The sequence below is a fragment of the Kribbella sp. VKM Ac-2571 genome (genome assembly GCF_004362255.1).
Classification (GTDB): Bacteria; Actinomycetota; Actinomycetes; order Propionibacteriales; family Kribbellaceae; genus Kribbella; species Kribbella pratensis.
Window position 1 is genome coordinate 300,206 of the sequence record NZ_SNWS01000005.1, and the last position, 13,597, is coordinate 313,802.

The 13,597-nt window shown below is 67.0% G+C and carries 13 protein-coding genes; 9 read left to right on the forward strand and 4 right to left on the reverse strand.

The genetic code is table 11. From position 1 onward, the window contains the following. The first annotated feature begins 77 nt into the window (after positions 1–77). Positions 78–2,435 carry a hypothetical protein gene (locus EV651_RS13985; protein ID WP_238156869.1) on the forward strand — a complete coding sequence of 786 codons (2,358 nt, stop codon included), beginning with the start codon at positions 78–80 and terminating at the stop codon, positions 2,433–2,435. Here EV651_RS13985 and nudC read toward each other — a convergent pair whose 3' ends face one another. Further along, a complete protein-coding gene (gene nudC / locus EV651_RS13990; protein WP_238156870.1) occupies positions 2,436–3,359 on the reverse strand; it encodes an NAD(+) diphosphatase in 924 nt (307 codons plus the stop codon). Between the two features lie 39 nt (positions 3,360–3,398). On the opposite strand from nudC, the gene deoD reads away from it, so the two are divergent. Next, the gene (deoD, locus tag EV651_RS13995; RefSeq protein WP_133785579.1) at positions 3,399–4,112 is read left to right on the forward strand and encodes a purine-nucleoside phosphorylase; all 714 of its coding nucleotides are present in this window, start codon (positions 3,399–3,401) and stop codon (positions 4,110–4,112) included. Between the two features lie 197 nt (positions 4,113–4,309). Then, entirely contained in the window at positions 4,310–4,687 is a 378-nt protein-coding gene (locus tag EV651_RS14000; RefSeq protein ID WP_238156871.1) for a hypothetical protein, read from the forward strand. Between the two features lie 22 nt (positions 4,688–4,709). Here the strand turns inward: EV651_RS14000 and EV651_RS14005 are convergent, their stop codons facing one another. Further along, entirely contained in the window at positions 4,710–5,336 is a 627-nt protein-coding gene (locus EV651_RS14005) for a TetR/AcrR family transcriptional regulator (RefSeq protein ID WP_202870325.1), read from the reverse strand. Between the two features lie 192 nt (positions 5,337–5,528). Here EV651_RS14005 and EV651_RS14010 point away from each other — a divergent pair, with 192 nt between their 5' ends. Genes EV651_RS14010 through EV651_RS14020 form a run of 3 tightly spaced genes read left to right on the forward strand, consistent with a single transcriptional unit; the run spans position 5,529 to position 9,039 of the window. Continuing rightward, positions 5,529–6,335: an SDR family NAD(P)-dependent oxidoreductase gene (locus EV651_RS14010; protein ID WP_133785581.1), complete on the forward strand. Its 807-nt coding sequence runs from the start codon at positions 5,529–5,531 to the stop codon at positions 6,333–6,335. After that, positions 6,335–7,453, forward strand: coding sequence for a DUF5938 domain-containing protein (locus EV651_RS14015; protein ID WP_133785582.1), 1,119 nt, complete (start codon positions 6,335–6,337; stop codon positions 7,451–7,453). Before EV651_RS14010 ends, EV651_RS14015 begins: the two co-directional genes overlap by 1 nt. Before the next feature lie 11 nt (positions 7,454–7,464). Further along, complete coding sequence (locus tag EV651_RS14020) at positions 7,465–9,039, forward strand: AMP-binding protein (RefSeq protein WP_133785583.1); 1,575 nt, start codon at positions 7,465–7,467, stop codon at positions 9,037–9,039. Here EV651_RS14020 and EV651_RS14025 read toward each other — a convergent pair. Then, positions 9,025–9,696, reverse strand: coding sequence for a GPP34 family phosphoprotein (locus EV651_RS14025; RefSeq protein WP_133785584.1), 672 nt, complete (start codon positions 9,694–9,696; stop codon positions 9,025–9,027). The genes EV651_RS14020 and EV651_RS14025 overlap by 15 nt on opposite strands. A gap of 66 nt (positions 9,697–9,762) precedes the next feature. Continuing rightward, positions 9,763–9,975: a PASTA domain-containing protein gene (locus EV651_RS14030; protein WP_238156872.1), complete on the reverse strand. Its 213-nt coding sequence runs from the start codon at positions 9,973–9,975 to the stop codon at positions 9,763–9,765. A gap of 359 nt (positions 9,976–10,334) precedes the next feature. Between EV651_RS14030 and EV651_RS14035 the strand changes: the two genes are divergently transcribed. From EV651_RS14035 to EV651_RS14045, 3 genes are all read left to right on the forward strand, one after another. After that, positions 10,335–10,922 carry a GNAT family N-acetyltransferase gene (locus EV651_RS14035; protein WP_133785585.1) on the forward strand — a complete coding sequence of 196 codons (588 nt, stop codon included), beginning with the start codon at positions 10,335–10,337 and terminating at the stop codon, positions 10,920–10,922. A gap of 140 nt (positions 10,923–11,062) precedes the next feature. After that, positions 11,063–12,616, forward strand: coding sequence for an IucA/IucC family siderophore biosynthesis protein (locus EV651_RS14040; protein WP_238156873.1), 1,554 nt, complete (start codon positions 11,063–11,065; stop codon positions 12,614–12,616). Positions 12,617–13,051: 435 nt separating this feature from the next. Then, positions 13,052–13,543, forward strand: coding sequence for a Uma2 family endonuclease (locus tag EV651_RS14045; RefSeq protein WP_133785587.1), 492 nt, complete (start codon positions 13,052–13,054; stop codon positions 13,541–13,543). Positions 13,544–13,597 lie beyond the last annotated feature (54 nt).

The following is a 13,597-nucleotide window of genomic DNA, read 5'->3' on the forward strand; positions in this document are numbered from 1 at the left end:
TCATAGCGCCTGAGTTATGGACTTTACGGTCATGACCGTTATACCTTGCGGTGAACTACGCCGCAGGGAGTCCGCCCATGTTCTCGCGCCGTCAATTCCGCCATGCCCTAGTCACGTTCGCGGCCGCGCTCGGTCTGCTGGCAGCGGGTGGTCTGCACGCCACCGCGGCCCCGCCCGGGGATCTGCCTGACCCCTTCCCGTCTGAGAACTGGCCGCTCGGCACCCCGACGCGACCGCTCGCACCGTCGGCCGAGGTCATCAAGGACCTCGGCTCACCGGTCAGCTCGCTCACGATCATGGAAGGCGCGATCGGCCACACGCCGGACGGCCGCGACGTCGTGTACGCCGTACCCGCCGGTGAAAACGCACGTTTGAACGTCGTCGACCTGCACAGCCGCCAGCTGATCAGGACCGTACCGCTGCCCGGCGCCGCCGGCGGCTGGGCGATCGTCGTGACGCCGAACGGGGACGTCTACCTCGGCACCTACGCCAACGCGCACCTGTACCGCTACAGCCCGGCCACGGGCGAGGTGACCGACCTGGGGCAGCCCATTCCCGGCGAGTCCCAGATCTACGGCCTCACCTCCGACCAGGCCGGCAACGTGTACGCCGGGACGTACCCGACCGCCCACGCCTTCAAGTACGACGCGACGACCGGACAGGTCACCGACTACGGCTCACTCGACCCGGTGCAGCAGTACGCGCGGTCCACGGTCTACGACCCCGACCACAACAAGCTGTTCGTCGGCGTCTCCACTCCGAACGCCAGGCTGCTCCGCATCGACGTGGACACCAAGGCGGTCGAGGACATCACTCCCCCGGGTACGACGGCGAAGGACTTCATCGACCTGGACTACGCCGGCGGCAAGGTCTTCGCGAACGCGAGCAGCCGCCTGGTAGTGGTCGACGCGGTGACCGGCGAGCAGGTCAAGTACACCGACAGCACCACGGGCCAGCAGGTGATGGACTACCCGATCGCTGCGCGCGGTGTCTCCGCAGCCGGGCCAGGTGGCGTCTACTTCACCAACAACACCCTGTCCCTCACGCACTACGACCTGGACACCAACACAGTCGGTCCCGTCTCTCCGCCGCGAACACTGACCCGTGGCGCGTCCATCGGCTACGGCTGGGTCACTGAGAACGGCGTACCGGTGCTGTACGGCCTGGCCGGCAACTACTCCGGTGGGACGTTCCGCTACAACCCGGCGGACGGGACGCTCGCGCAGTGGAGCTCACCGTTCCAGTACGTGCCGTCGCCGCTCATGCACACCCTCGCCGACCCCAGCACGGGCAAGGTGTTCGTCAACGTCTACCTGAACGGCGCCACCTCCATCTACGACCCGGCGACCGGCAAGTCCACTGTCACCACCCGGCAGGGACAGGTAGAGGGCTGGGCCTGGGACGGCACCGGCAAGATGTACGTCGGCATCTACCCGTACGGCCGGCTCTCGCTCTGGGATCCGCGGCAACCTGACAGCCCGACCAACCCGAAGGAGCTGTTCAGCCTCGTCGACAGCGACCACCAGAACAGGCCCGTCGCAGTGGTCCCTGCCGGCAACCACGTGTACGTCGGGACCACACCGGCGTACGGCGAGTACGGCGGCGCGCTGACCGTGTACGACGTACCAACTGGCGGCCACACGGTCTACCGCAACCTGGTGACCGACCAGACGATCTCCTCCATCGTTCCCTCCGGCGCTGACGTCTGGGTGGGCTCCAGCATCGAGGGCGGTCAGGGCACCGACCCGATTGCCAGCGAGGCGCACCTGGTCAAGGTGAACCCGGCGACAGGAGAGGTGCTCACCGACGTCGTTCCGGTATCCGGTGCGGCCAGCATCAATGAGCTGATCACGGGACCGGACGGCAACATCTGGGGTCTCGCGGACGGCATCGTGTTCGCCGTCAACCCGTCCACCGGTGAGGTGCAGCGCATGCTGCCCGTGTTCAGCGGAGCCACTGGCTCACAGGACGGCGCACTGTCCTGGCGCGACGGCTACCTGTACGGCGTGACCGGTGGCCGGCTGTTCGTCCTGGACATCCTGAGCGGCCACACGACCGTACTGCGCGACCACGGCCTCAACCGGCTCACCCAGACGCCGGACGGCACCTACTACACGCTGCTGCGGCCGGACGGCTACATCAACCCGACCAACCTGGCCTCGTACACGCCACCGGTCGACCCGTGTCCGCAGTCCGACGTCCGGCCGACGGTCTGGACCGGGAACATCGACAGCCACGTCCAGAACCGCTTCTTGACGTACGGCTGCACGCTGACCGACGTACTACCGGACGCCAAGGCCGACTGGCCGAGCCACAGCGCGTACGTCGAAGCGGTCAACCGCAAGCTCAGGCAGCTCGAGGCGGACGGCTCGGTCGAGCGCTGGGAGGGCGTCCTGATCAGGATCGCAGCGGCCCGGTCCGACGTGGGCCGGTGATCACCAACTCCCGCTGAGGCTCTCGCCGTACCAGCCTTCGATCAGGCGGCGGGAGATCGAGATCGCCCCCGGGAGGGCCATCGTGCCGGCTTCGACCAGCGCGCGGAGGTCCTCCCGGGTGAACCACTTCGCCTCGGCGATCTCGTCCTGGTCCACGTCGATGTCGAAGTTCGTCGCCTTCGCGTAGAACCCCAGCATCAGGCTCGCGGGCAGCGGCCACGGCTGGCTGCCCGCGTACTCGATGTCCGGCCCGACGATCACACCGGTCTCCTCGAGGACCTCACGCCGTACGGCGGCCTCCAGCGACTCACCTGGCTCCACGAACCCGGCCAGCGTCGAGTAGCGGCCGACGGGCCAGGCCTCGTTGCGGCCGAGCAGTGCCCGGTCCTGGTCGTCGGTGACCAGCACGATGATCGCCGGGTCGCTGCGCGGGAAGTGGGACAGCCCGCACGCCGGGCAGCGCCGTACGTGTCCGGCATCCACCACCTCGGTGTGCTCGCCGCAGTTCGCGCAGTGCGTGTGGACGCCGTGCCAGTTGGACAGCCCGATCACGTGCACGGCAAGGCCGGCCTCGCGGTCGTTCAGCACCGCACCGAGCTCGCGGAGCCCGCCGTAAGACTCGTCGCCCGCACCGTCGACCAGTACGCCGAACACCGCGCGCCCCTCCGCGGTCATCCCGGCCCCGGACTCGCGGTCGATGCCGAGGAAGACGCGGAGGCCCTCCGGCGCCTCGGACGGTGCCACGAACCGCAGTGCGGAGCGGTCCTCGACCACCTGGATCTGGTCGCCGGCCACGGTCACCACCTGCGTGTCCGGCGCGGCCCAGGCCTTCTCGAGCCAGTCGTCGTCACGGCGGCGGTCGGCTGCGCGGTCCAGTACGGACCGGGACAGGGCTAGCGAACCAGGTGCGATGGAGTAGGCCACGTGCCTCAACATATCCCGCGCCCGTGAGAGCATCCCCGCATGAGTATTCACATCGCCGCCGAGAAGGGGCAGATCGCACCGCGGGTGCTGTTTCCGGGCGACCCGCTGCGGGCCAAGTGGATCGCGGAGACCTACCTGTCGGACGTGATCTGCTACACCGAGATCCGCAACATGTTCGGGTTCACCGGCACCTACAAGGGTGAGCGCATCTCCGTGCAGGGCTCCGGCATGGGCCAGGCGTCCGCCTCCATCTATGCGAACGAGCTGTTCGACGAGTACGACGTACAGACCCTGATCCGGGTCGGCACCTGTGGCGCGCTGACCGAGGCGGTCCGGGTCCGCGACGTGATCGTGGCGATGTCCGCGAGCACCGACTCGCAGATGAACCGGCTGCGCTTCCACGGCATCGACTACGCGCCGACCGCCGACTACCAGCTGCTCCGCGCGGCCGTGGACGCCGCCGAGACCGCCGGGCTGAACGTGCACGTCGGCCAGGTGTTCTCCGGCGACCTGTTCTACAACGACCGCCCGGACCTGGTCTCGCGCACCGCGGAGTACGGCGTACTCGGCATCGAGATGGAAGCCGCCGCGCTCTACACGCTGGCAGCGAAGTTCGGCCGCCGCGCGCTCGGAATCATGACCGTGTCGGACCACCTGATCACGCACGAGGTGACGTCCGCGGAGGAGCGCCAGACGACGTTCTCCGAGATGATCACGATCGCCCTCGACGCGGCGATCGAGGTGCCGGTCTGAACCGCCGGTACGGCGCAGCCATCCTGGCCTGCGCCGCCCTCGTTGCAGGTGCCACGTCCTGCTCCGGTGACAAGCCGGAGTCAGACGGGAGCCCCAGCACGACTACGAGCACCTCTAGTGCGCCTGGTACGCCCGCCGCGAGCAACAGCTCGGCAGGACCTGAGGAGACGCTGCCGGATCTCACGGCCGCACAGGTCGTGGCTGCGCTCACCGGTAAGCAGTACAAGTGCAGCACCGACGAGGCGTACGACACCTGCAGTCAGGGCACCACGTCGATCCAGGTGCTCATCGGTGACCACCCGCGTCCGCCGGTGCTGTCGCTGCAGGCGTCCGGGGTCGCAGCTGAGGCAACGACCAAGCTGACCGAGTTCGCGCCGGAGGCACTCGAGCTGGCGCACGTGAACCCACGGGGTCAGATCGTCGACTGGCTGAAGCAGCAGTCCGGCAAGACGTCCGCGCAGACGACGTTCGGCGACTGGAACGTCGAGTTCTCGACCGAGTCCGATTCCGAAGCGCCGGGCGCGATCCTCACGCTCACCGACAAGCTGTGCAAGGTGAACTGCGGGGCCGAGTAGTACCGGCGCGGAGTAGGTCTGGTTACGCCGCGACCAGCTTGGGCAGGACCTGCAGTAGCCGACCGGTCAGCAGGTCCGGGACCTTCTCCGGGTTCGCGGCGTAGCCGACCACGGCCTGCTCGAACAGGCCGTCGATCAGTGCGTACGCCGTCGGCGCGTCCACGGTCGGTGTGGTGCCGGTGAGATCGGCGTACCGGGACAGGATCCGCCAGATCATCTCTTGGAGCAGCTGGTCGATCGCCTCGACGTCCGGGCGGAGCTGCTCCTCGAACATGCTCTGGGCCCGCAGGTCGTACCAGAGCTTGTGCATCGGAGTCTCCTCGACCAGCGTCTGGGTCATCTTGCCCAGGAAGCCGGTCGCGAGCTCGTCGGCGGACGTCGCGGTCTCGACCACCTCGTCGTACCGCCGGGCGCACTTGGTCTTGTAGTAGCGCACGCAGTAGCTGATCAGGTCGATCTTGTCGCGGAAGTAGTAGTGCACGACGCCGTGCGTGAACTCGGAGTTGTTCGCGATCTCGCGCAGGCTGGTGCGCGCGTACCCCAACTCGCCGAGCGTCTTCAACGCCGACTCCGCCAGCGCGACGCGGCGGCGTTCGATCTTGTCGATCCCGGAGACACGGGCAGGCCGCTCCTCAGCAGCGGACGCCACGGCAATCACCCACTCCCCAGCTCGGGCCGGCTCAGATCAGCACGGACATGGTCGATGCGTCAGGGTACCCCGCCCCGGGCCAGGCGCGTCCCGGTGCGGGGAGATTTCTTGACAAGTGTCAAACAAAGTCTTGACGACTGTCAAAACCCTGGCCAGAGTGTGAAACACCCCGGCAAGCAGAAGGAGCTTCAGATGGGTTCACTCGATCTCTCCGGCCGCAAGGCCCTCGTCACCGGCGGCGCGCAGGGACTCGGCGAGGGGATGGCGAAGGCCCTCGCGGCCGCCGGCGCCAAAGTCGTGATCAGCGATATCCAGAAGGACCTGGGCGAAGCGGTCGCCGACGCACTCGACCAGGAGTACGGCGCGGGCAACGGCTTCGTCGCCCACGACATCACCGACGACGGCGACTGGGAGAACGCGGTGGTCGCCGCCAACGACATCCTCGGCGGCCTCGACATCCTGGTGAACAACGCGGGCGTGGAGATCACCAGCCTGCTCACCGAGGTCACCGCCGACGAGATCCGCAAGATGCTCGAGGTGAACGTCCTCGGCACCACGCTCGGCATCAAGTGGGGCCTGCGGACCATGCGTCCCGAAGGGCTGGCCGGCCAGGGCGGCGCGATCATCAACGTCGCGTCGGTCGCCGCCACCATCGCCTTCCCCGGCATCGCCGTGTACTCCGCGACCAAGTCCGCCGTCGACCGGCTGACCCGGGTCGCCGCGATGGAGTCCGGCAAGCTCGGGTACGGCGTCCGCGTCAACTGCATCTACCCGGGCCTGGTCCCGACCGCGATGGGCGCCGGCCTGGCGAACGACGTGGCCCAACTCGGACTGTTCGAGTCGCCCGACGCCGCGGTCGCCGCGGTGATCGGACTGACCCCGGCCGGCCGGCTCGGCGAGGTCGCGGACATGGCCGACGCGGTCGTCTTCCTCGCGTCCGACGAGTCCCGGTTCATCACCGGCATCGGCCTACCGGTCGACGGCGGAATGGGGATGTGATGGGGAAGCCTGTTGTTGTCTACGGCGCCTCTGGCTACACCGGCCGGCTGGTGTGTGAGTACCTGCGGCAGTACCACGTGCCGTTTGTAGCGGCTGGGCGAGACGAGGCGAAGCTCAAGGCCTCTATGGACGCGCATGTTCCTGGCATCGAGACCGCCGACTACGAGATCGCTGCGGTCGACCATGACGTCGCTGCGCTCACCGAGCTGTTCTCGGGTGCATCCGTCGTACTGAACACGGTCGGACCGTTCAGTGAGCTCGGTCCGGCGGCTGTGGAAGCAGCACTCGCAGCAGGTGCGCACTACACCGACACGACCGGCGAGCAGGACTGGCTGATGACCTGCGACGAGAAGTACGGTCCGCAGTTCGCTGAGGCCAACCTGGTGCTGGCCCCCGGTATTGCCCAGATGTACACCACCAGCGAGATCGCTGCGCAGCTGTGCCTCGAGCAGCCAGGTCTGGACACGTTGGACGTCGCCGTGTTCTGGGGCGGCAGTCCGACCATCGCCTCGACCCGCACGATTCTGGTGAACGCTGCGACGTCGAAGGCGCACTACCTGGAGAACAACCAGTACGCCGAGTTCCCCGAGCAGGGCCTGGTGCCGTTGGTGGTTCCCGGACAGCACGAGCTCGCGCTGTCGTTGCCCTGGGGTGGCATGTCGCACCCGGTGTGGTTCAAGCGCGATCCGCGGGTCGCGAACTGCAAAGCACAGGGCGGCGTGTTCAACGCCGCGCTGATGAACGGGGTCCCGCAGATCGTTGCCGCCGCACTGGAAGCCACAAAGGACATGTCGCCCGAGGACCGCAACACCGCACTGACCGAGACAGCTCGCCAGGTGATGAACGAGATGCCGCCCCGGGAGAACCCACGCGTCAACAAGACGCTGGACTCGGTGCACGCCTCCGGACCGCTCGGACGGGCGCACTGCGTCATCCACGGCAACAGCAACTACCAGCAGACCGGTCTGCTTCAGGCGTACGCGGCGTACTCACTGCTGCAGACGCCGCCGAAGCGGGTCGGTTTCGCGAGCGGCTGCCAGGCGTTCGGTCACCGCGAGCTGCTCGGCGTACTGCGGAGCTTCGGGCTGGTGTCCGAGCCGCAGCTCACCGTGTCTTAGGAGGAGAAGCTGTGCGACTGGTCGACTACCTGGACAAGGGTGCCTCGCTCGGCCCGGACGCGGCCTGCCTGACCACGGACGGCGAGACGCTGACGTACGCCGACGTACAGCAGCTCTCGTACCGGATCGCGAGCGCGCTGGCGGCAACCGGCGTACGGCCGGGTGGCAAGGTGGCGATCCTGTCCGCGAACGACCCGGTGGCGTTCAGTTGCGTGTTCGGGATCAGCCGGGCCGGTGCGGTCTGGTGCCCGATCAACCCGCGCAACGAGGCCGCCGAGAACCGGGAACTGCTCGACCAGTTCGACTGCGAAGTACTGATCTACCAGGCGGCGTTCGCGCCACTGGTGGACCGCATTCGGGACTCACTGCCGAAGATCCACACCTTTGTGTGTCTCGACGGGGAGCCCACGGATGCCCCAAGCTCCGGCCTCACCCCCCACCCTGCTGGCCGGAGGTCCGTCGGCTGGGACGCGTTCTGCGGGGGCGCGTCCCAGCCGGCACCCGATCTGACCGACCCCGACGATCTGGCGATGATCGTCGGGACCGGCGGTACGACCGGGCGCCCGAAGGGGGTCATGCTCGGCAACGGCAACCTGGAGACGATGACCGCGCTGACGCTGATCGGGTACCCGTTCGGCGAGCGACCGGTCTATCTTGCGCTGGCGCCGCTGACACATGCGGCAGGTGTGCTGTGCTTCCCGGTGCTCGCCTCCGGCGGCGAGATCGTGATCATGCGAGCTCCCGACGTACATGCGTTCCTGGAGCTGATACCGCGCCACGGGGTGACCCACACGTTCTTGCCACCGACGCTGATCTACATGGTGCTGGCGGCGCCGGAGCTCGACTCCACGGACCTGTCGTCGCTGCGGTGCTTCTGGTACGGCGCTGCACCGATGTCGGTCGCCCGGCTCGAGGAGGCACTGCAGCGGATCGGTCCGGTGATGGCCCAGTTGTTCGGGCAGACCGAGGCCCCGATGATGATCTCGATGCTGCCGCCCGCTGAACATTTCGACACCGAGGGCCATATTGCGCGGGGACGGCTGTCATCCGCGGGACGGCCGTCCCCGCTGGTCACGGTGGCGATCATGGGAGCGGACGGCACGCTGCTCCCGCACGGTGAGCGCGGTGAGATCGTCGTGCGTGGGTCGCTGGTGATGCAGGGGTACTACCGGAACGCCGAGGCTACCGCAGCGGCTTCGGCGTACAGCTGGCACCACACCGGCGACATTGGCTACTTGGACGCCGACAACTACCTCTACATCGTCGACCGGGCGAAGGACATGATCATCACCGGCGGCTTCAACGTCTACTCCACCGAGGTCGAGCAGGCGCTGATGGCGCACGCCGACGTACAGGACTGCGCAGTGATCGGCCTGCCGGACGAGAAGTGGGGCGAGCGGGTCGTGGCCGTCGTACAGCTCCAGCCGGGCAGCGTGGTCGAGGCGGACGAGCTGATCGCGTTCGCGAAGGCACGCATCGGCAGCGTGAAGGCGCCGAAGGAGGTGCTCGTCTGGCCCGACCTGCCACGCTCCAAGGTCGGCAAGGTGGTCAAGCCGGACATCAAGGCTCGATTAGCTGCTACCTGACGCTCCTGCGGAGGAGGCGACCACGATGGCTGCTGTGACGGCGGCCTGCATCTCGGCGACCGCCTTCTTCACCGCGGCGGCGGCCCAGTCCGAATCGGCGATCTCCTTCGCCCGCTGCTTCAGCGCCTTCTTGTCGACCGCGTCCGTGACGACCTTCGGTACGACGTTCAGCGCGCTGAGGAGGGCGATCAACGCAGCGGTGCGCTCGTCCGGCGTCGTACCCACCTTCAGCGCGCTCTCGAGCTTGGAGCGCACCTCGGCTTCGTGCCGCGCATCCTTGGCCGGCCAGCGAGTCACCGGGAACAGACCGAGCACCCTGCCCTCGTCCTCCTCCAGCACACCTCGCTCCGCGAGTCGCGCCAGCAGCTGGTTGCGCAGCCGCTTCGAGAGCGCACCGATCTGGTCCTTCGGCTTCTTCCCAGGCTTGTTGACCACGTAGGCGAGGCGCTCGTCCAGGATCGCGTCACCTGTCGGTGCGCCGTCCAGCACCTGCAGACGGCCCGCCTTGCCGTCCATGGTGATGTCGAGCTTCCGGCTCAGCGTCAGCTCGATCAGCACCGCACCCGCAAGCGCGTAGTCGAGACCCGGCGACCCAGTGATCGGCTTTCCGGTCTCGTCGTCGTACAGCAGCAACAAGAGGTCTTCGGCGATCAACATGCTTCCAACGTAGGCCTGCCCCGCGGTTGCGGCACATCCGCCGCGCGGCGTACTTGCCGCATCCACCTACTCGCCGATCTTCTTGGAGCGCAAGATGATCTTGGTGTCGGCCGCGGCACGGGTGCCACCCTTGGGCTCCTGGCTGACGACCACCCAGTTGCGGTCGTTGATCAGCAGCCGGCCCTGCCCGGTAGCGTCCTCCTCGGTCAGATAGTAGAAACCCGCCGCCTGCATGGTGTCCTGAGCCAACTGGTGGTTCAGGCCGACCACATTCGGCACCACCCCTGCCGCTGGAGCAGTCGAGGTCGGGGCAGGCGCCGTACTGCTCGGCTGGGCGCTCGTCGGTTGGACGCTCGTCGGTTGATCACTCGTCTGTTGAGCACTCGTCTGTGGAGCGCTCGGGGAAGGATCCGGCGTCCCCGCACCGCCACAGGCCGCCAGCAGAAACAGCGTCCCGCCGAGCGAACCGGCTGCGAACCGTCTTCGAGCTGCCATCTGCTCCCCCGTCCGAGGTCGTCCTACCAGTGTGGACGACTGCGGCTCCCGCCACGATACGACCCGGTTTCGATGCCTCATCAGCTATCAAGTAAGGTAAGCCTTAGCTAAGCAGGTTCGCCCACCTCGAAAGCAGAGCCGCCATGACCAGAGCACTGCCCGAGCCGACGTACCGGCGGTTCGTCGCCGGCCTCGGCACCTTCAGCCTCCGGCCGTTCGACCTCGCGACGGACGTGACCACGCTGCACAGCTGGGTCACCCAGCCGTACGCGCGGTACTGGGGCCTGCTGACCGCGTCAATCGCCGACGTGCACGCGGAGTACCTCCGGATCGCGGAGAGCGCGCACCACCAGGCGTTCCTCGGCGAGCACGACGGACGGCCGGCGTTCCTGATGGAGCACTATGAGCCGGCGTACGACGCGGTCGGCCTGACGTACGACGTGGCACCGGGCGACATCGGCATGCACGTTCTGGTGGGGCCGCCGACCACGCCGATCCCCAGGTTCACCGGGGCCGTGTTCGAGACGATCATGGACAGCCTGTTCAGCGATCCGCTCGTCGATCGGGTCGTGGTCGAACCCGACGTACGGAACGTGAAGATCCAGGCGCTGAACGCGCGGATGGGGTTCCGCAAGCACAGCGTCGTACGGCTTCCCGACAAGCAGTCGTGGTTGAGCTTCTGCACCCGTGACCAGTACGCCGAGGCGCATCGAATGAACGAGGCGGGCTGATGGATCACTGGGCGGTCGTCAACGAGGCATTGATCCGGAAGGCCTTGTCCGAGTTCATCCACGAGCGCATTCTCGAACCTGTTGCTGTCGGCAATGAATATACCGTTGGCCGGTACCGATTCACCGCGCGACATTATCCTTTGAATCATTGGGATATCTCTTCAGTTGTCCGCGACGACGGCTCGGCGATCGACGCTTTGGAGTTCATCACCGAGTTCCATGAGCAGCTCGGGATCGGGCGCGAGATGCTGCCGGTGTACCTGGAGGAGATCAGCAGCACGCTGGCGTCGGCGGCGTACAAGCTGTCGAAGCCGGACCTGACGGCGGCGGACCTGGTCACCGCGGACTTCCAGACCATCGAGGCCGCGATGACCGAAGGACATCCGTGCTTCGTCGCGAACAACGGGCGGCTCGGGTTCGGCCTCACCGACTATCTCGCCTATGCGCCGGAGACCGGCGCGGGCGTCCAGCTGACCTGGATCGCGACCCGGCGGGACCGGACGACGGTTTCTTGCAGTTCCTCGCTGGCTTTCGACTCGATCATGCAGTCGGAGTTGGGTGAGGAGACGCTGGCGCGGTTCGCGGCGGTCGCCGATCCGGCGGAGTACGTGTACCTGCCGGTGCATCCCTGGCAGTGGGACAACAAGACGTCGATCACGTTCGCCGCCGACATCGCCCAGGGACACATCGTTCACCTCGGGTCGACGGACGACGTGTACCAGCCGCAGCAGTCGATCCGGACGTTCTTCAACCGGTCGTCGCCTGGTCGGTGCTACGTGAAGACGGCGTTGTCGGTGCTGAACATGGGGTTCATGCGCGGGCTGTCCCCGTCGTACATGGCCGCGACGCCGGCGATCAACGACTGGGTGCACTCGGTCGTCTCGAACGACGTCGTCCTGAAGCGGTACGGCTTCACGGTGTTGCGCGAGATCGCGGCGGTCGGGTACCACAACCGGTACTACGAGAACGCGACCGACAAGACCTCGCCGTACCGGAAGATGTTGTCGGCGCTCTGGCGCGAGAGCCCGGTGCCGTCGTTGGAGCCCGGCGAGCGGCTGGCCACAATGGCGTCGCTGCTGCACGTCGACCGGCGCGGCGCGTCGATGGCCGCGGCGCTGGTACGGGCGTCCGGCCTGGCGCCGGCGGACTGGCTGCGCGCGTACGTCGACGCTTATCTGATCCCGTTGCTGCACAGCTTCTACGCGTACGAGCTGGTGTTCATGCCGCACGGCGAGAACCTGATCTTGGTACTGCGGGACGCGATCCCGATCCGGGTGATCATGAAGGACCTCGCCGAGGAGATCGCCGTACTTCGTTCTTCGACGCCCGTACCGGCCGAGGCAGAGCGGGTGCGGACCGACGTACCGGACGACGAGAAGCTGCTGTCGATCTTCACCGACGTCTTCGACTGCATCTTCCGGTTCCTGTCCCCGCTGCTGGATCGGGAGGGTCTGCTGACGCCGTCCGAGTTCTGGTCCGTGGTGGCGTCGTCCATCCGCGACTACCAGGCGGCGACACCGGAACTGGCGGAAGCGTTCGCGAAGTACGACATCTTCGCCCCGGAGTTCGCCCTCTCCTGCCTGAACCGCCTCCAACTGAAGAACAACCAGCAAATGGTCGACCTCACAGACGTAGCGGGCTCCCTGCAGTTCGCCGGCACCCTGCAAAACCCACTGACCAGCCACGCCGGCTAACGAACGCCCTGCGCCCGTCACCAACCGCATGGACGGGTCATCCGGCTCTTGCGATGCAGGTGTGGGTGGTTGAGGTGGTGCGGCGAAGGGCGGCGTGTGCATTTTGGACAGGACGTGTCGGGGGGCTGGTAGTGCACCTGAGCGTGATTGTGGTCGTGTGTACGGTGTCTCGCTGGTGCTCTACCTGTCGAGCTTGCAGACCGTCGGCCGACTGGCGGGGCGGCCGTTCGCGTTCAACGGAGAGGATTCCTCCCGATCTGGGCAAGACCCAAAGAGCGGGGAAACAAAGTTGCAGATAGCGACGACTTCTTTCCCTGCTACGACAGTTCACGCGGGCAGCCGCGCGAGTGGCGACTGGCGCCGGGCGGAGCCGTGCGGATTGAAGGCTGTGGATAACTTCGGCGGGGGTACGGCGGGATTTGTCAGGCTGGTGTGGTGCGTACAGCAGAAGCCACCCGGGACAGCCGGCGCTACGAGATCGTCGACGGCCGCCTGCTCATCACCGGCCCGCAACCACCCGCCCACCACGCGGCCGTGCTCGCCTTGATGGTGCTGCTGAAGAACGCCTGCCCACCCGACCTACTCGTCGCAGTCGGCTCAGTCGCCTTCCGTCCCACAACCCACACAACGCTCCGCCCTGACGTCCTCGTCTGCCACCGCGACGCGCCCGTCATCCAGCCGCCCCTACTGGCAGTCGAGGTCCTCTCCCCAGCCACACGCACCACCGACGTAGTCCTCAAACGATCCCTGTACGAGCAGCACGGCGTCCCGTCGTACTGGCTCCTCGACCCCACCAACCAAGAACTGACCATCCTCGAACTAACCCCCACCGGCTACGAGTGCCAGGCCGTAGTCCAATCCGAGGAAACCGTCGACGTCACCCAGCCGTTCCCCCTCACCCTCACCCCCGCAACCCTCACCAACTAATGCTGACAACCGGGGCATCCCAGGGCATCCAAGGGCACCGTGGGGCAGATCACG

What these genes read in the sequence shown, in the direction of transcription:
- EV651_RS14015 (WP_133785582.1), top strand. Translation starts at nt 6,335, where the DNA reads ATGGGGAAGCCTGTTGTTGTCTACGGCGCCTCTGGCTACACCGGCCGG.
- EV651_RS13985 (WP_238156869.1), top strand. Translation starts at nt 78, where the DNA reads ATGTTCTCGCGCCGTCAATTCCGCCATGCCCTAGTCACGTTCGCGGCC.
- deoD (WP_133785579.1), top strand. Translation starts at nt 3,399, where the DNA reads ATGAGTATTCACATCGCCGCCGAGAAGGGGCAGATCGCACCGCGGGTG.
- EV651_RS14010 (WP_133785581.1), top strand. Translation starts at nt 5,529, where the DNA reads ATGGGTTCACTCGATCTCTCCGGCCGCAAGGCCCTCGTCACCGGCGGC.
- EV651_RS14025 (WP_133785584.1), bottom strand. Translation starts at nt 9,696, where the DNA reads ATGTTGATCGCCGAAGACCTCTTGTTGCTGCTGTACGACGACGAGACC.
- EV651_RS14035 (WP_133785585.1), top strand. Translation starts at nt 10,335, where the DNA reads ATGACCAGAGCACTGCCCGAGCCGACGTACCGGCGGTTCGTCGCCGGC.